Origin of the sequence: Mesorhizobium sp. M0663 (genome assembly GCF_040320585.1) — a bacterium.
GTDB lineage: Bacteria > Pseudomonadota > Alphaproteobacteria > Rhizobiales > Rhizobiaceae > Mesorhizobium.
Genome location: NZ_JAMYPX010000021.1, coordinates 1 through 18,246 on the forward strand (window position 1 = coordinate 1; position 18,246 = coordinate 18,246).

Annotated in this window: 14 protein-coding genes; 9 read left to right on the forward strand and 5 right to left on the reverse strand. The window is 63.2% G+C overall.

Annotated features, from left to right (window positions below):
* The 4 genes from NKI54_RS26485 to NKI54_RS26500 form a co-directional block, all read right to left on the reverse strand.
* A partial coding sequence (locus NKI54_RS26485) for an adenylate/guanylate cyclase domain-containing protein (RefSeq protein WP_352692706.1) occupies window positions 1-1,321 on the reverse strand: 1,321 nt, incomplete at its 3' end.
* Window positions 1,322-1,655: 334 nt separating this feature from the next.
* Entirely contained in the window at window positions 1,656-2,681 is a 1,026-nt protein-coding gene (locus tag NKI54_RS26490; RefSeq protein WP_352635585.1) for an aldose epimerase family protein, read from the reverse strand.
* A gap of 82 nt (window positions 2,682-2,763) precedes the next feature.
* Entirely contained in the window at window positions 2,764-4,221 is a 1,458-nt protein-coding gene (locus tag NKI54_RS26495; protein WP_352635587.1) for an NAD-dependent succinate-semialdehyde dehydrogenase, read from the reverse strand.
* Window positions 4,222-4,452: 231 nt separating this feature from the next.
* Window positions 4,453-5,403, reverse strand: coding sequence for an AEC family transporter (locus NKI54_RS26500; protein ID WP_352470327.1), 951 nt, complete (start codon window positions 5,401-5,403; stop codon window positions 4,453-4,455).
* A 149-nt stretch (window positions 5,404-5,552) separates the two neighbouring features.
* Here NKI54_RS26500 and NKI54_RS26505 point away from each other — a divergent pair, with 149 nt between their 5' ends.
* The 7 genes from NKI54_RS26505 (at window position 5,553) to NKI54_RS26535 (ending at window position 14,415) form a co-directional block, all read left to right on the forward strand.
* Window positions 5,553-8,564 (forward strand): caspase family protein, encoded by a 3,012-nt coding sequence (locus NKI54_RS26505; protein ID WP_352635590.1) that lies wholly within the window; start codon window positions 5,553-5,555, stop codon window positions 8,562-8,564.
* A gap of 106 nt (window positions 8,565-8,670) precedes the next feature.
* Window positions 8,671-9,219, forward strand: a complete 549-nt coding sequence (locus NKI54_RS26510) for a histidine phosphatase family protein (RefSeq protein ID WP_023676461.1) — start codon at window positions 8,671-8,673, stop codon at window positions 9,217-9,219.
* Window positions 9,220-9,432: 213 nt separating this feature from the next.
* On the forward strand, window positions 9,433-9,717 hold the full coding sequence (locus NKI54_RS26515; RefSeq protein ID WP_023676462.1) for an acyl carrier protein: 285 nt from the start codon (window positions 9,433-9,435) through the stop codon (window positions 9,715-9,717).
* A gap of 39 nt (window positions 9,718-9,756) precedes the next feature.
* Window positions 9,757-10,944: a beta-ketoacyl-ACP synthase gene (locus tag NKI54_RS26520; protein ID WP_352568922.1), complete on the forward strand. Its 1,188-nt coding sequence runs from the start codon at window positions 9,757-9,759 to the stop codon at window positions 10,942-10,944.
* A gap of 75 nt (window positions 10,945-11,019) precedes the next feature.
* Window positions 11,020-12,309 carry a beta-ketoacyl-ACP synthase gene (locus NKI54_RS26525; RefSeq protein ID WP_352692707.1) on the forward strand — a complete coding sequence of 430 codons (1,290 nt, stop codon included), beginning with the start codon at window positions 11,020-11,022 and terminating at the stop codon, window positions 12,307-12,309.
* A gap of 83 nt (window positions 12,310-12,392) precedes the next feature.
* The gene (locus NKI54_RS26530; protein WP_023676465.1) at window positions 12,393-13,421 is read left to right on the forward strand and encodes a zinc-binding dehydrogenase; all 1,029 of its coding nucleotides are present in this window, start codon (window positions 12,393-12,395) and stop codon (window positions 13,419-13,421) included.
* A 1-nt stretch (window position 13,422) separates the two neighbouring features.
* Window positions 13,423-14,415, forward strand: a complete 993-nt coding sequence (locus tag NKI54_RS26535) for a lipid A biosynthesis lauroyl acyltransferase (RefSeq protein WP_031211715.1) — start codon at window positions 13,423-13,425, stop codon at window positions 14,413-14,415.
* Window positions 14,416-14,558: 143 nt separating this feature from the next.
* On the opposite strand, the gene NKI54_RS26540 is transcribed toward NKI54_RS26535, so the two are convergent.
* Window positions 14,559-14,987 carry a L,D-transpeptidase gene (locus tag NKI54_RS26540; protein ID WP_023676467.1) on the reverse strand — a complete coding sequence of 143 codons (429 nt, stop codon included), beginning with the start codon at window positions 14,985-14,987 and terminating at the stop codon, window positions 14,559-14,561.
* A 222-nt stretch (window positions 14,988-15,209) separates the two neighbouring features.
* On the opposite strand from NKI54_RS26540, the gene NKI54_RS26545 reads away from it, so the two are divergent.
* Together NKI54_RS26545 and NKI54_RS26550 are read left to right on the forward strand one after the other, a co-directional pair.
* Window positions 15,210-16,499, forward strand: a complete 1,290-nt coding sequence (locus NKI54_RS26545) for an acetylornithine deacetylase/succinyl-diaminopimelate desuccinylase family protein (protein WP_352692708.1) — start codon at window positions 15,210-15,212, stop codon at window positions 16,497-16,499.
* Window positions 16,500-16,630: 131 nt separating this feature from the next.
* Window positions 16,631-18,109 carry an ABC transporter substrate-binding protein gene (locus NKI54_RS26550; protein ID WP_352635601.1) on the forward strand — a complete coding sequence of 493 codons (1,479 nt, stop codon included), beginning with the start codon at window positions 16,631-16,633 and terminating at the stop codon, window positions 18,107-18,109.
* Window positions 18,110-18,246 lie beyond the last annotated feature (137 nt).

The following is an 18,246-nucleotide window of genomic DNA, read 5'->3' on the forward strand; positions in this document are numbered from 1 at the left end:
GCACCGCGCGTTCGGCCACATCGGCAGCCGCCTTGATCTCGCTCTCGGGATTGATACCGAAGCCAGCCAATATACCATGAGCATGATAAAGTTCTACCCAGGCCCGGGCCAGCCCGGGGTCCAGCTCAACGGCGCGGTTGAGAAGCGCGATGGCCTCCTCCTCATCCGCTATGGTGATCTTTTCAATCTTCTCGGTCCCGAGCAGATAATAATCATAAGCATTCAGGTTTTCAGGTCGTTTACGTTTGGCCGCGGCCCGCCCGGCCGCCTGAATCAACCCTACGCCGCCGCCCAGACGGTTGGTGACTTGCTCTGCGATCTCGGTCTGGACGGCGAAAACGTCCTCAGCAGGCCGGTCCCAACGATCCGACCAAAGATGGTTGCCGGTTTGTGCATCGATCAACTGCGCGGTGACCCGCACCCGCCCATTTTGCCGCTGGATAGAGCCTTCTAGTACGAAGCCGACATGGAGCGCACTTGCTACCTGGCGGGCATCCACCGGCTTGCCTTTGTAAACTTCCGTCGAATTCCGGGCCACGACCTCAAGTTCGGGAAACCGCGCGAGGTCGGTTATGATATCCTCAGTCAAGCCATCGGCCAAACGCCCGGTGGCCTCGTCGCCGCCATAGTTATTGAAGGGCAGCACCGCGACCGATGGCTTGGCCCCCAGCGGCGCGGGCTGAAAGAACCACCAGGTCCCTCCACCCGCCAGAGCCAGCACGACGATGGCCGCTGCAGTCGTCCTGGTCCAGCGCGGCATCGCCTTGCGTAAGGTCCAACGCACCCGCTTGCCATCGAGCCTCAGTCGGTACATCCGCACGGGGCGGCTGATGTTCTTGACCTGCTGCTCGCCGGCGAAATCGAGGGGCAAATCAAGCTTGCCCTGCAGATGGTCAAAGGCCGTGCCCGATACGATCACGCCGCCCGGCTCAGCGAGTTGCTGCAACCGCGCGGCGACATTGACGCCGTCGCCATAGACATCGCCGTCAACCAGCGCAACGTCGCCCAGATTGACCCCGATGCGGAACACGATGCGCTCAGGCTCTGGCAGACCTTCATTGCGCGCGGCCGCCGCGCTTTGGATTTCCGCTGCGCAGGCGACTGCGTCGACCACGCTTTCGAAGGCGACAAGCGCGCCATCGCCCATCAACTTGACGACGCGGCCATGGTGCTGGGAGATGGCGGGGTCGAACACCTCGGAACGAACGGTTTTCAATCGCTCAATGGTTCCGGCCTCATCGGCCTCCATCGCCTTCGAGTAGCCAACCATATCGGCCGCCAGGATCGCCAGCAGCTTCCGATTGAGAGGGGGAACCGCCATATGCGCCTCTTTATGGCACAACCCTACACCCATGGAAGCATCGGAGCCAGAACGCGCCGTTGGCCGCGCGGTGAATGACCGCTCGTCAGCCGTTCCTGACTTTCGACCGGGTGCGGATGAACGTCTTCAACGGGTCAACTTGCGTCGTCAGGGCTCTCGGCGTCAAAGGTCCGAGAGGGTTCGAAGTCGGTCGTTCAGAGTGATTGCGTTTTGACTCCAGAGCGCCGCGCGTCATGGACGCGCAAAGGACGCTATAACACTTTGAATTTTGCATGATCCTTTCCGAACCGGAGGTCAGCGCAGCAAAACCATGCCGGTTTCCGGGGGTCATGCCCTAAGGCAGCCTGAACCGGTATTCCGTCACGTGATGATAGATCTGGCCCGGCCACAGCGTGGCTTGCGGGAAATAGGGCCGGTTGGGCGCATCCGGCCAGATTTGCGGTTCCAAGCAGAAGCCTGAAAACGCCTTGTACTGGCGTCCGCCCAGTCCAGGCGAGGACGGCGCCAGATACTGGCCGGTATAGAGCTGGACGCCCGGCTCGGTCGTCCAGAGCTCCATCTCGACGCCGGAATTCGCGCCTTGCGCCCACGACGCCTGCTTCAGCGGCCCGCGCGTCGAAGCGAGGCAGAAATTCTGGTCATAGGGGAGTTGTTCGCCCTCGGTCTCCATGCGCAGCGGCCGCGCCTGGCGAAAATCGAAGGGGGTGCCGTCGACCGGCTTGACCGTGCCTGTCGGAATGAGATCCGCGTCGACCGGCAGATAGGCGCCGGCATTCAGCATCAGCCGGTGGTCGAGAATGTCGCCGGTGCCGCCGTCATCCAGGTTGAAATAGGAATGCTGCGTGAGATTGCAGAGCGTCGGCTCCTCGCAGGTGGCTGTCAGTTCGACGCTGAGCGTGCCGGGGATCTTGAGCCGGTAGGTGCAGGTCACGTCGAGCGCGCCGGGAAAGCCCATCATGCCGTCGGGGTCGTGCAATGTCAGCGTGACAAAATCCCTGCCATGCAGCGAAACCGCCCAGGCACGGCGCGAAAAACCTTGCGAACCGCCATGCAGCGTGTGCTTTTCGAGGAAATTGCGCTCGGTCTGGTAGCGTTTGCCGGCAAGCGTGAAGCGGCCGTCGCGGATACGGTTGGCATAGCGCCCGACGACGGTGCCGAAGAAGGCGGTATCCGTCTCATAGTGCTCGAAATGATCATAGCCGAGCACCAATGGCGCCTCGTGCCCGGCCAGGTGCAGATCCTGGATGATCGCACCCAGGCCGATGATGTTGGCGGTAAGGCCGCCGCCACGAATGGTGAAACGGCGGACTTCCTCGCCCGCCTGCGTCGTACCGAAAACCTCGCCGTCCTTCATCGCCATGCTCGCAAGTTCGTTGCTCGACGCCAGCCTGGCCTTTTCCGAAGCGGCTCAGGGTCTTTTTCGGTATTACCGCATGAGGCTTCTAGAGACCAAGTCCGCCGATGCAGACATATTTGGTGTCGAGATAGTCCTCGATGCCCTGATGGCCGCCTTCCTTGCCGAGGCCCGATTCCTTGACGCCGCCGAACGGCGCCTCAGGGGTGGTGATGAGCCCTTCATTGACGCCGACCATGCCGTATTTGAGCCCTTCCATGACCCGGAAGGCGCAACCGAGATCGCCGGTGTAGAAGTAGCAGGCCAGGCCGAACTCGGTGTCGTTGGCCAGTGCCACGGCCTCTTCCTCGGTCTCGAACTTGAACACCGGCGCTACCGGGCCAAAGATCTCTTCCTTCATGAAGCGCATCCTCGGCGTCGCATTGGCGATCACCGTCGGCTGGAAGAACGAGCCGCCGAGCGCGTGGCGCTTGCCGCCGGCGACGACCTTGCCGCCCTTGGCGGTAGCGTCGGCAATCAGCTCCTCGACCTTCTCCACCGCCTTTTCGTCGATCAGCGGTCCCTGCTGGACACCTTCCTCGAGGCCGGAACCGACCTTCAGCCCGTTGCTCGCAGCAGCCAGCTTTTCGACAAACTGGTCGTAGATGCCGGCCTGCACCAGGAAGCGGTTGGTGCAGACGCAGGTCTGGCCGGAATTGCGGTACTTGGCGGTGATGGCGCCGGCGACGGCCCGCTCGAGATCGGCGTCATCGAAGACGATGAACGGCGCGTTGCCGCCGAGCTCCATCGACACTTTCTTGACCGTCACCGACGACTTCTGGATCAGGATCTTGCCGACCTCGGTCGAGCCGGTGAAGGTGATCTTCTTGACCAGCGGGTTGGCACAGATCTCGTCGCCGATCTCACCGGCAGCGCCGGTCAGGATATTGATCACGCCTTTGGGGAAACCGACTTCCTCGGCAAGCGCGCCCCAGGCAAGGCCGGAATAAGGCGTCTGCGACGCCGGCTTGACCACGGCGGTACAGCCGGCGGCAAGCGCCGGACCAAGCTTGCGGGCCAGCATCGAGGATGGGAAATTCCACGGCGTGATGGCGGCTATGACGCCGACCGGTTCCTTGGTCACCAGGATACGGCGGTCCGCCCAGGGCGACGGCACGACGTCGCCATAGGTGCGGCGGCCTTCTTCGGCGAACCACAATATGTAGGACGCGGCCGAGCCGATCTCGCCCTTGGATTCGAACAGCGACTTGCCCTGTTCGATGGTTAGCAGTTCGGCCAGCACGTCCTGATTGTCCATCATCGCGTCGTGCAGCTTGCGCAACAGCTTCGAGCGTTCGAGCGCGGTGGTCTTGCGCCATGTCTGGAAGGCAGCGTCGGCGGCTTCGATGGCGCGGCGGGTCTCGGCCTTGCCCGACTTCGGCACGGTGCCGATCTTGAGGCCGGTGGCAGGATTGTTGACGTCGATCGTCTGGCCTGAATCGGCCTGCACCCATTCGCCATTGATGAGATTGGCCTGCCGCATGAAATGGCTGGTTTTCTGAAGCATGATCTCGCCTCCGTTCGGCACCTGGCGGGCCGGTCGCTGATTTCGTGAATGGACGTGCGCGATAGCATCGCTAGAGCCACTGCTCTTAGCCCAGGGCAAGCCCCGCAAGCAATCACAAGATGGCATATAGGGTTTGGGCCAGCCAAAGCGAGAGGCGATGCAGCCGGGTTCTTATCCAAAAACCCGGGCTCTTATCCAAAAACCCGAGTTCTTATCCAAAAACCCGAGTTCTTATCCAAAAACATGGACGACCACTGTCAGCCAAAACGCAGTGGTCACGACCGCACAGGCGGTGGCGATGGTCATCTGGTTCGACGCCAGCGCCTGGCCGGTGTTGAACTGCACCGCGATGAGATAGGAATTGATGCCGGACGGCAACGCCGCAACCATGACCGCCACCTTGGCCGTCAATGGCGGCAGGCCGATCAGCCAGACCAGGCCGAGAACCAGCGCCGGCATTAGGAACAGTTTCAGCGCCGACAGCGCCAGCGCCGGCCTTACATTGCCGGAAATGCCGAAACGGCGCAGGCTGAGCCCCATGGCGAACAGCGCCACCGGGGCGGCCGTGCCGGCCAGCGCGTCGCTCAGCCGCGTCGCAAGCACCGGCAGCGGCGCACCGGTGAAGCGCCACGCCAGCCCGGCCAGTATGCCGATGATCAGCGGATTGATGAATACCCTCCTGAGAAAGCTCCTGACGACGCGGAGCGGATGCACAGGCTCGCTGCCGCCGCGGCCGAACATCTCGAAAAGGATGATCGAGGCCATCATCATCACCGGCAGGTGAATGGAAACGAGCAGTGACAGCACTTCGAACCCCGCCGGCCCGAACACGCCGATGATGAAGGGCGCGCCGAGCAGGACGACGTTGGAGTAGGACGACGACACGCCGCCGACGACGCCGGCGCGGGCGTCCCGCCCGAAGATGCGCGTAATGACCAGATGGCCGGCAGCCCAGGTAAGCGCCACCGCCGCGAAATAAGCGCCCCATAGCGACCACGGCGCCACGCCGTGGAAATCGGCCTTTACCATGGTCTGGAACAGCAAAAGCGGCATTGCCACGTTGATGGCGAATTCGGATACGCCCTCGCCGCTCGCCGGCTTCAAATAGCCGGTCAACCCGGCAAGATAGCCGAGCCCGACGAGACTGAAGACGAAGAGGACGGTTTCGGTAAGCGGAGACATTTTTCCCGTGATAGGCGAGCCCCGGCGGCGGCGCAATCGCCCTTCCCTCGCGAATGTACCGGCCAACAATCCGGCCGCTCGGATCTTGCCCGAATTTGCTCATGGTTGGATGCCAGCGCTATACAGGGTTGTCGGGGGACACGCGGCGAATGGGCCTTGTCGGAAATCAGCACTTCTTCAAGCAGGCGTGGCTGACGGCTTTCGTCGGCGCCATGCTTTGCCTCGTGGTGACCTCGGCTCATGCCGCGGAGCCGGCGAGCCTCAAGGGCGTGGCGCTGATTGTCGGCCAGTCGAAATACCAGCACATAGCGGCTCTTCCCAACCCCGCCAACGACGCCCGCGACATCGCCAAGATGCTGACCGATCTCGGCTTCGACGCGCGCAGCGTCACCGACCGCGACACGGCAAAGCTGAAGCGCGACCTCGAGCGTTTCGCCGAGGATGCAGAGGACGCCGACGTCGCCTTGATCTACTATTCCGGCCACGGCATCGAGGCCGGCGGCGAAAACTATCTGGTGCCGGTCGACGCCGACGTTTCTTCATTGAAGGACGCCGATCAGGCCCTGGTGCCGATCTCCGCCGTCATGGACGAATTGAAGACGACCGTGCCGGTAACGATCATGCTGCTCGATGCCTGCCGCACCAACCCGTTTCCGGCGGATGCGGTGCTGCGCCGGGCGCCGACGGCCTCGGCCTCGCCGATCAGCGCCGGCGGATTGGAGCCGGTGCGCGGTGCCAGGGCACTGGCAAACGCGACCGCGACGGAAAATCTGGGAACGGTGATCGGCCTTGCCGCCGAGCCGGGGCGGCCGGCACTCGATGGCATCGTCGGCGAAAACAGCCCCTACGCAGCGGCACTTCTGCGCCACCTCGCGGCGATGAAGGGCACCGAGTTCGGCTCGGTCATGCGCATGGTGACCGAGGAGGTCTATCTCGACACCAAGGCCAAGCAGCGGCCATGGGTCAATGAAAGCCTGCGCCGGCTGCTCTACTTCGGCGTAGCACCGCAGGAACCGACCGGCGACGACGGCCTGATCACCGGCGAGCGGCGGCAATTGCTGCTGACGATCGCCGAGTTGCCTGACCCCAAGCGGGCACAGGTGGAACTGGCCTCGCTGCAGGACGGCGTGCCGCTCGACGCGCTTTATGGCGTGTTGAAGGCGCTCGGCACCGAAAAGATGCCGGAGGACCCCACCGACCTGCAAAAGCTGCTCGACGCCCAGGCCGAGCGCCTGAAGAAGATGATCTCCGAGCGCGACGCGCTGCGCACCGACGACCCCGAGATCAGCCGCCTCGTCGCCTCGGCCGACAAGGCGATCGGCCAGGGCGCCATCGTCACTGCGCGCAACTTCCTCGACCAGGCGGTGGGCCGGGTCGAGCAGGCCAGCGGCGTGGTCGACCGGGCAGAGGATCTGGTCAGGCAGAAGCGTCTTGCCGACGCGGCGATCTATGCCAGGCGCGCCGACGCTTCGGCGCTGGTCTTCGACTATCTGTCGGCCGCCAACGATTACGGCAAGGCCTTCTCGCTGGTCGAGAGATGGGACGACAGGCTGCGCTGGAACTACAAGAACCAGGAGGCGGAAGCGCTCAACGCGCATGGCAGCGCCACCGGCGACAGGCAAGCGCTGCAGCACGCCATCGACGCCTACCGCGTCATCCTGAACTTCATCCCCAATGGCGAGCAGAACCGCGACTGGGCGATCACCCGCAACAACATGGCTGTGGTGCTGCAGACGATCGGCGAGCGCGAGCGCCAAATCGACCGGCTGGAAGAGGCAGCGAAGATCTTTCGCGATTCGCTTGCCGTGTTCGAGCGCGAGAAGGATGATCTCAACTGGGCGGCCGCCCAGAATAACCTGGCCAATGTGCTGTTGAAGATCGGCGAACGCGAGAGCGACCCGAAACGCCTGAACGAGGCGGTGGTGGCGATGCGCGCCACGCTGGAGAAGCGGCCGCGCGACAAAGTCCCGCTGGACTGGGCCGCCTCGCAAAGCAACCTTGGCCTTGCGCTTTACGCGCTTTCGGAACGCGAACCGGGCGGCGAGCGCCTGACCGAGGCCGAGGCCGCCTACCGGCTGGCGCTTGAAGAATACACGCGCGAAAAGGCGCCCGTTCAGTGGGCGATGGTCCAGAACAATCTCGGCAACACGCTGGTGTCTCTCGGCACGCAACGCAACGACAAGGCAAAAATCGACGAGGCAGCCGCGGCATTCCGCGCCGCGCTCGAAATCCGCACACGCGACACCTTCCCGCTCTCCTGGGCGAGCAGCCGTCTCAATCTGGGTAACGCGCTGAGCAGTGCTGCCCGTTTCGATCTCGGCACCGGCCTGCTCGAAGAGGCGGCTGCCGCCTATGGCGACGCGCTGACCATATTCACACGCCAACGTTTTCCGACGGATTGGGCTTCGGCGGAGAACAATCTCGGCTCGATCTACCAGACGCTCGGCCAGCGCACGCGCGATCCTGCCAGGCTTGAGCAATCGGCGGCCGCATACCGGGCGGCACGGCGCGTCTACACCAAGAAGGAGTTTCCGCTCGACTGGGCGATGACCCACTACAATCTCGGCAACACGCTGCAACTGCTCGGCGGCGTGACCGACAAGCCGGTGCATTACGAGGAGGCGATCGAGGCCTATCGCGATGCACTTCGCGAATACAAGCGCGAGACGACGCCGCGGCAATGGGCACTGGCGCAGGCCGGTCTAGGCTCGGCGCTGCAATGGCTGAGCATGAGCGAGGCCGATCCCCGCAAACTGGCCGCTTCGATCGCCGCGCGCCGGGCAGCGCTGGAGGTGCTGACCTTCGAGACCTCGCCCGTCGACTGGGCGAACGCGCAGAACGGCATCGGCATGAGCCTGATCAATCTAGGCAATCTCGAACGCACCGGCAAATATCTGGACGAAGCCGAAGCCGCCTTCGAGGCAACGCTCAAGGTCTTCACCCGCGAAAGCCAGCCGATGCAATGGGCCTTCGAGCAGAACAATCTCGGCGACGTCCACTGGAACCGCGGCAGCTATGGCGGTGGCAATGCCGAATACCAAAAGGCGATCGAATTCTTCGAGAACGCCAAGCAGGGCTTTACCGATGCTGGCTATACACTCCCCATCCCGCTGACCGACCGCAAGATCGATCTGGTGAAGAAGCAGATAGCGAAGAAATAGGCGTCTCGGCCGCAGGTTGCACTCGGCTTGTCTTTCAGCCGGCTTTGCCGTCCCTATATGCCGGTCACCGGGGACCTGCCTGCCGGTCACCCGAAAAGGATGTCTGATGCTTCGATTTGTGCTGGCCCTGCTGTTGCTTGCCGTTTCCGCCACAGCCCATGCGACGGAAGCCGGCTGGGCGCTGCTGCGCGACGGCGGGCATGTCGTGCTGCTTCGCCATGCCATGGTCACAGGCACCACCGATGCGGCCAATTTCGACCTCGGCAAATGCACCACCCAGGTCAATCTCTCGGAGCGCGGCAAGCAACAGGCGCGCAAGATCGGCGCGCTGTTTGGCGCCCGCGCGGCACCGGTCGAGCGCGTGCTGTCCAGCCGTTATTGCCGCTGCCTCGAGACCGCCCGCATCGCTTTCGAAAGCGAGCCGGAGCCGTTCGCACCGCTTGACCTGCTGAAGACCGACGAAAAGGAGAAGGCCGCTCAGATCGCTGCGATCCTGGCAGAGATCCGCGGCTATTCCGGCTCCGACAATCTGGTCATGGTCACGCATCTCGAAGACATCAAGGAATTGACCGGCATCTCGCCGCGCGAAGGCGAAGCCGTGGTCGTCGAGCCGCAAGGCGACGGACTGCGCGTGCTCGGCCGCGTTACCTTCTGACCGGGCCGGTCGCTCCTCGCGTCGAGCGAGATAGGTGTTGCCGAAATGCCACTGCCACGAGAAGCCGTGGTTGGATTCCGATCTCATCTTGCTCTGCCTGGGCAGCAATCCCATCTGCGCCCGGCGTATCAGGCCTTTTCCTGCCCGGAAAAACCGATTAGACAGCCCAAAACACATGCGGACAGATTCCGCCCGCAATCGAAGGAAAAGCCCTTGTCCACCACGTTCGACAAAGTCGCCAAGATCATCGCCGACACCAGCGAGATCGACATCGAGACGATCACGCCCGAAAGCCACACCATCGACGATCTCGGCATAGACAGCCTCGACTTCCTCGACATCGTCTTTGCCATCGACAAGGAATTCGGCATCAAGGTGCCGTTGGAAAAGTGGACGCAGGAGGTCAACGACGGCAAGGCCTCGACCGACGACTATTTCGTCATGAAGAACCTGTGCGCCAAGATCGACGCGCTCGTCGCCGCCAAGAACGCCATCTAAGCACAGCGCTTGACGCGCCCTCACCCACAACAGCCGCCCATGAACCCCCGCGACGTCGTCATATCAGGCATCGGCCTTGTCTCGTCGTTGGGCGAGGGTCCGGATGCGCATTGGCAAAAGCTCGTCCAGCCGCGCCTTGAACCGGTTCTGGAGGCCTCGCGCTTCTCGCCCTATACGGTCCACCCGCTGCCGGAGATCGACTGGAACCTGCAGATCGCCAAGCGTGGCGACCAGCGGCAGATGGAGACCTGGCAGAGGCTCGGCACCTATGCGGCCGGCCTTGCGCTCGACGATGCCGGCATCAAGGGCAATGACGAACTCTGCGCGACCATGGACATGGTGGTGGCCGCCGGCGGCGGCGAGCGCGACGAGGCGGTCGACGCGGCCATTCTCGCGGCATCGGAAAGCCGCAATGACCGCGACGTGCTGCTCAACGAGAAGCTGACCACGGAATTGCGCCCGACGCTGTTTCTGGCACAGCTCTCCAACCTGCTCGCCGGCAACATCTCGATCGTCCACAAGGTGACGGGATCGTCGCGCACCTTCATGGGCGAGGAAGGTGCCGGCGTTGCCGCTGTCGAGACGGCGGCCGCGCGCATCCGCTCCGGCCAGTCGACGCATATACTGGTCGGCGGCGCTTTCCAGACCGAACACTCCGACATGCTGCTCGGCTATGAACTGGCCGGCTACCTGCATCGCGGTCCGTGGACGCCGGTCTGGCAAAGGCAAGGTGCCGAGGGCGGCGGCGTGGTGACCGGATCCGGCGGCGCGTTTCTCGTCCTGGAGCAGCGCGAGCATGCGGAAAGCCGTGGCCGGAAGATCTATGCGGAACTCGGCCCGATCCTGTCCGGCCGCGCCAGGCGCCGGCGGGGCGAACTCGATGGCGAGATCGCCGCGCTGCTGAAGCAGGCCGCATTGCCGAATGGCGAACTGCTGGCGATCTCCGGCGCTTCGGGCGCCCATGCCGCGACCGCCGCCGAGAAATCGGCGCTCGACGCCAATCCGGCGATCGCCGCACGCGGCTTTTCGACGCTGACCGGTCACATGAAGGAAGCGCAGTTCCCCTTTGCCGTCGCGCTGGCGGCCCTGGCTGTCGACCGCAAGGCCGCCTACCCTGTCTTCGACGCCACAGTCGAAAAACCGTTTGCCGGTGTCCCGAAGACCATCCTTGCAACGGCGATCGGCTATCACCAATTCGAGGGCATGGCGCTGATCAAAGCCGCCTAGAGCATCGGACCGAAACGTGTGGCGCGGTTTTCGGGCGATCCGACGCTCCAAGAGAAACAGGTTTTTGGACAACAAATGGCCAATCTGAACGACCACATGGGCAGGCCCATCGTCGCCGTCACCGGCATCGGCGTGGTGACGTCGCTCGGTGTCGGCAAAGCCGACAATTGGGCGGCACTTACGTCAGGCAAATCCGGCATCCATCCGATCACCCGCTTCCCGGTCGATCATCTCAACACCCGCATCTCCGGCATGGTCGATTTCCTGCCGTCGAGCTCCAAGGGCGCCAGTCTCCTCACCTATGAGCTTGCCGAAACCGCCGCCCAGGAAGCGATGTCGGAGGCAGGCCTCGATGCCGGCGATTTCGGCGGACCGCTGTTCCTCGCTTCGCCGCCGGTCGAGCTCGACTGGAGCGAGCGCTTTTCGCTCTACAATTCCGACAAGCCCAATAATTCAGACAGGCACGATTCCGGCGCCGAAAGGCTGCTGCGGGTAGCGCGCGGCCTCAGGGAACTCGACATTTTCGAGACCACCCAGTTCGGCTCGATTGCCGACCGGCTTGCCGACCGTTTCGGAACGCGCGGCCTGCCGATCACGCTGTCGACAGCCTGCGCTTCGGGCGCCACGGCGATCCAGCTCGGCGTCGAGGCGATCCGCCGCGGCGAATGCGACAGGGCGCTGTCGATCGGCGCCGACGGCTCGGCGACCGCCGAGGCGCTGATCCGCTTCTCGCTTCTATCGGCGCTCTCGACCCATAACGACATCCCCGAAAAGGCCTCAAAACCCTTCTCCAAGGATCGCGACGGCTTCGTGCTCGCCGAAGGCTCGGGCGCCCTTGTGCTGGAATCGCTGGAGACAGCACTTGCCCGCGGCGCCACCATTCTCGGCATATTGCGCGGCTGCGGCGAAAAGGCCGACGACTTCCATCGCACGCGCTCCAAGCCGGACGGTTCACCGGCGATCGCGGCGGTGCGCGCCGCCCTTGCCGATGCCGGCTTGAGTGAGAACGGGATCGATTATGTCAACGCCCATGGCACCTCGACGCCCGAAAACGACAAGATGGAGCATTTGTCGCTGTCGACGGTGTTCGGCGAGCGGATCTCGTCAATGCCGGTCTCGTCGAACAAGTCGATGATCGGCCATACCCTATCGGCTGCCGGTGCCGTCGAGGCAGCATTTTCGCTGATGACGATGCGCGAAAGCGTCATTCCGCCGACCGTCAACTACGACAATCCCGACCCGGCGATCGTGCTCGACGTGGTGCCGAACACCAAGCGCAACGCCGAGGTCGGCACCGTCCTGTCGAACTCCTTCGGCTTCGGCGGCCAGAACACCTGCCTTGTCATGGCGCGGGAACCGGTCTAAGCGACCGTTCCGCTCTAGCACTGTTGTCGTGCGCATGATCCCTTCCGAAACGGTTCTCGGTCATGCGCAACCTGGGATCTGGCATGCGCGCATTGCAACTTATCGAGGATCGCCGGCTTGAAACGGTGGACCTGCCGCCGCCGCCGCCGCCTTTGCTCGGCGAGGTGACGCTGCGCATCAAGGCCGTGGCGCTGAACCATATCGACGTCTGGGGCTGGCGCGGCATGGCCTTCGCCAAGCGCAAGCTGCCGCTGGTCGTCGGCGCCGAGGCCTCGGGCGAGGTCGAGGCGGTCGGCCCAGGCGTTTCCAGCCTTGTGACCGGGCAATTGGTGTCGATCTATGGCGCCCGCACCTGCGGTCTTTGCCGCGCCTGCCGCGAAGGCCGCGACAATCTCTGCGAGCATGTTTCGGGCGTGCACGGCTTCCATCTCGACGGCTTTGCGCAGGAAAAGATCAACCTGCCGGCGCGCCTTCTGGTCCCAGCTCCGCCCGGCGTGAGCGAAATCGGCGCGGCGGTGGCGCCTGTCACCTTCGGCACGGTCGAGCACATGCTGTTCGACAATGCCCGGCTGCAGCCCGGCGAGACGATACTGGTCCATGCCGGCGGCTCCGGCATCGGCTCCGCCGCGATTCAGCTGGCCAAGAAGATGGGCTGCACGGTCATCACCACCGTCGGCTCGAACGACAAGATCGACAAGGCCAAGGCGCTCGGCGCCGACCACGTCATCAATTACCGCGACGACCGCTTCGAAGGCGTCGTGCGCAAGCTGACCAAGAAGAAGGGCGTCGACGTGGTGTTCGAGCATGTCGGCGCCGACACATTTGCCGCCTCGATGCTATGCCTCAAACGCGGCGGTCGGCTGGTCACCTGCGGCTCGACCTCCGGCGTGTCGACGCAGATCAATTTGATGCAGTTGTTCCAGCAGCAGCTGAAGCTGCTAGGCTCGTTCGGCTGCCGCATGGAAAACATGGCTGACGCCATGCAGAAGATGGCGGCGGGCCTGGTCGCGCCGGTGATCGACACCGAGGTTGGCTTCGACGGAATCGATGCGGCGCTGAAGCGCATGGAAGGCCGCGACGTCTTCGGCAAGATCATCCTGCGCGTCGGCTGAAATGATCGGCAACGCCTTCAGGAAGATCCGCAGGGACGTGGGATTCCGCTATGGCAGGCGGCTTCGCCAGTTCAACTACTGGCTGGTCGCGCGCGTCGCGATGATCATCATCTCCGCGCTGCGCCTGCTGCCGCCCGACAGGGCGCTCAATTTCGCCGACCGCGCTGCCCGCCGCATCGGCCCTTGGGTAGCGCGCCATCAGGTTGCTGTCGACAATCTGCGCAAGGCCTATCCGGAAAAGAGCGATGCCGAGATCGAGGCGATCGCTTCCGACATGTGGGGCAACATGGCCCGCCTGGCCACCGAATACATCTTTCTCGATGCTTTGTTCGACTACGATCCCACTGCGACGAAGCCGGGCCGTGTCGAGGTCAAGGGCGTGGAGCATTTCGTGCGCATTGCCGGCGAGGACAAGCCGCATATCGTCTTCACCGGGCATCTCGGCAATTTCGAGCTGCTGCCAGTGGCGGCGGCGACCTTCGGCATGAACATCACGGCGCTCTTTCGCCCGCCCAACAACCCTTACCTCGCCGACTACATCCTCTCGACCCGCCGCTCGAGCATGGGATCGCTGCTGCCGTCTTCGACCGGTGCCTCGTTCGCACTTGCGGCCATCCTCGAGAAAGGCGGCAATATCGGCGTGCTGGTCGACCAGAAATTCACGGGCGGGCTCGAGACGACATTCTTCGGCCGCCCCTGCGAGAGCAACCGGGTTCTCGGCACCCTGGCGCGGCACTACGATTGCGATGTCTACCCGGCGCGCTGCGTGCGCCTGCCGAACAACCGTTTCCGGCTCGAGATCGAGGACAAGCTCACCTTGCCGCGCACCGCCGGCGGCAGTGTCGACGTCCGCGCCACCACCCAGCTTCTCAACGACGTGGTCGAGCGCTGGGTGCGAGAAGACCCCGGCCAGTGGATGTGGTTCCACAAGCGCTGGGAGATCAGCGGCCGCAAAAAGCGTCGGCCGGCGACAGTGCGCGACAAAGCCGCCTGAGCGGAACGATCTTTTTGGGCACAGGCCCTATTTTGTTCTTGCTTTGTGCCGGCAGCTATGCTACTAATTTCAGTATGGTGCCATTTGGCCCCGACGAACCCGCCGCTCCGGCGGGTTTTTTATTGCGGGCCGAGGAGCAGGCCCTAATTCGTCACGAGGATCCGCGTATTACCGAAGCCGGCTTTGCGCACCATCGAATAGAACGCGGCGGCGTTGCTGGGGTGGAGGCGCACACAGCCATGCGATGCCGGGCGCCCCAATTGCCGGATCGCGCCGGTGCCGTGGATAGCATAGCCGCCGCGGAAGAACACCGAATAGGGCATCGGCGACATGTCGTATTTGCGCGAATACCACATCCGGGCCGTCCGCTGTGGGCGATAGCTGCCGCGCGGCGTGATGTAGCCTTTGCGGGCGGTGGAAACGCTCCACCGGTAATACGAAAGCCCGTATCTTACCGTCATCGTCTGCGAGGAAATATCGATGTTCGCGACCAGGCTGGCCGCCCGGCTCTCGAACGACGAACCGAACAGCATCGCCATCAATGCCGCTGCCATGAGAACAGTGTTTTTCATGCAATCAAACCCCTTTGATGCCCCTTGCCTGCCTGCCGTCACGCTGTTCTCCAGCGTTTTGATGGCAAGCCAGCGAGCTAACACCTACTCCCTGACGATTTCACCAATCCAAAGCAGCGAATTTGAACGATTTCCCGCAATAGTTGCCGTAACGACACGCAATCGACTCGCAATTCGCCATCGGGCTTGCAAAACCCCCTCATCCGCTGCTCAATTCGCCGAATGAACGAACCGAACGAACGGCTCCTCAAGGCTATCGATGACCGAGCCGATGATCTGGTTGCACTGACTGCGGATCTGATCCGCTTTCCGACCATCAATCCGCCCGGCGAAGCCTATCGGCCATGTGCCGAATATATCGGCGCGCGGCTGAAGAAGCGTGGTTTTGAGATCGAATTCATCCGTGCCGAAGGCACGCCCGGCGACACTGACCATTATCCGCGCGTCAACGTCGTCGCCCGTTTCGATGGCCGGGCGCCGGGTGCTTGCGTGCACTTCAATTCGCACATCGACGTCGTCGAGCCCGGCGACGGCTGGAGCCTCGATCCGTTCGCCGGCATCGTCAGGGATGGCAAGGTCTATGGCCGCGGCGCATGCGACATGAAAGGCGGGCTTGCCGCCTCGATCATCGCCGCTGAAGCCTTCATGGAGGTCTTTCCCGATTTTCCCGGCGCCATCGAGATTTCAGGCACGGTCGACGAGGAGTCCGGCGGCTTTGGCGGCGTCGCGCATCTGGCCAAGCTCGGCTATTTCTCCAGGCCGAAGGTCGACCACGTCATCATTCCCGAGCCGCTCAACAAGGATCGCATCTGCCTTGGCCATCGCGGCGTCTGGTGGGCGGAGATCGAGACCAAGGGCGAGATCGCGCACGGCTCGATGCCGTTCCTCGGCGACAACGCAGTGCGCCATATGGGCGCCGTGCTGCGGGCCTTCGAGGATGAGCTGTTTCCGGCGCTCGACCGCAAGATGACGCGCATGCCGGTCGTGCCCGAAGGCGCAAAGCGCTCGACCATGAACATCAACTCGATCCATGGCGGCCAGACGGAGGATTTCCGGCCCGGCCTGCCCTCGCCCAACGTGCCCGATTCCTGCCGGCTGACCATCGACCGCCGCTTTCTGCTCGAAGAGGATCTCGCTACGGTCAAGAGCGAGGTGACCGATATCCTGGAACGGCTGAAGCGCGAGCGCAAAAAGTTCGATTACGAGATCCGCGATCTGATGGAGGTGCTGCCGCTGATGACCGAGCGCGACGCACCGGTGGTGAAGGCGGTCGCGAAAGGCATCATGGAGATATTCGACCGCGAGCCGGATTACGTGATTTCGCCCGGCACCTACGACCAGAAGCACATCGCCCGTATCGGCCACATCTATGACTGCATCGCCTATGGCCCGGGCATCCTCGATCTCGCCCACCGGCCCGATGAATGGGTCGGCATTGCCGACATGCTGGACTCGGCAAAGGTGATGGCCATCGGCCTCGACGTTCTGCTGAGGGACGCCGGCCCGCTATGAGCCGGCCATGGGCGAAAAAACATTCCTCCCGGCGACGGCGGACGGTACGAAACGCAATTTACTCGGCGGCGAATTCACGCTTCTATCCGCCCGGGTTTGAGCACGTGTTTTAGCATATGGGGAGTTGCACGATGAAATTGTGGAAAACCATTCTGGCCGCTGCGGCGCTGGCGTTGGCCGCCGGAACCTCGGCGATGGCCGCGCGCACCGACCTGGTCATCGGCATTACGCTCGAACCCCCGCATCTCGATCCGACCGCGGGCGCCGCGGCGGCGATCGACGAGGTGCTCTATGCCAATGTCTTCGAGGGCCTGACCCGCATCGGCCCGAACGGCGAGGTGCTGCCCGATCTCGCCGAAAGCTGGAGCATTTCCGACGACGGCAAGGTCTACACTTTCAAGCTGCATACAGGCGTGAAATTCCATGACGGCAGCGACTTCAACGCCGACGACGTGAAATTCTCGCTCGATCGTGCCCGCGCCGACAATTCCGTCAACGCGCAAAAGAGCCTGTTCGCCGCCATCGACAAGGTCGAGGTCGTCGATCCCGCGACGGTGAATGTCACGCTGAAGAACCCGCAAGGCTCGTTCCTCTACAATATGGGCTGGGGCGACGCGGTTATCGTCGCGCCTGAGACAGCCGACACCAACAAGGAAAAACCGATCGGCACCGGCCCGTTCAAATTCCAGAACTGGGCCAAGGGCTCGTCGATCACGCTGGTCAAGTCGGACAATTACTGGGGCGCCCCGGTGTTCCTCGACAAGGCCGAGTTCCGCATCATTCCGGATGCCGCCGCCGCCGTTCCGGCGCTGCTTTCCGGCGACGTTCAGGCCTTTCCGTTCTTCGACCCCGACAGCGTCGCCCAGGTCAAGGACGACCCGCGCTTCAAGGTGGTGATCGGCTCGACCGAGGGTGAAACCATCCTGTCGATCAACAACAAGAAGCCGCCCTTCGACAAGCTGCAGGTCAGGCAGGCGATTTCCTTTGCGCTCGATCGCAAGGCGATCATCGACGGCGCCTCGGCCGGCCTCGGCGTGCCGATCGGCTCGCACATGTCGCCCGCCAGCAAGGCCTATGTCGACCTCACCGGCCTCTACCCGCACAATGTGGAGAAAGCCAAGGAGTTGCTGAAGGAAGCCGGCCTGGAGAATGGCTTCAAGGCGACGCTGAAGCTGCCGCCGCCCTCCTATGCGCGGCTTGGTGGCGAGATCATCGCCTCCGAGCTTCGCGAAATCGGCATCGATCTCGAGATCATACCGGTCGAATGGGCGCAGTGGCTGGACCAGGTCTTCACCAAGAAGGATTACGACCTGACCATCGTTTCCCACACCGAGCCTAACGACATCGATATCTATTCGCGCAAGGACTATTACTTCAACTACGACAACCCGGCCTTCGACAAGATCATCGACGAGCTGAACCTTACCTCCGACGAGGCCAAGCGCATGACGCTGCTCGGCGAGGCGCAGAAGGTCCTGGCCGATGACGCCGTGGTCGGCTTCCTCTACGAACTGCCGAAGGTCGGCGTCTGGGACGCCAAACTGCAGGGCCTGTGGGAAAATGCCCCGATCCAGGCCAATGACCTGACCAAGGTGAAGTGGACGGATTGATCGCTGACAGAAAGGCGAAAGTTGCACTCCGTCCCACCCCCCTCTGTCCTGCCGGACATCTCCCCCTCAAGGGGGGAGATTGAGCCCTCATCGCCGCTTTCGCTAACCACTAGCGTTGCAAGGACAGTGCCAGCGTG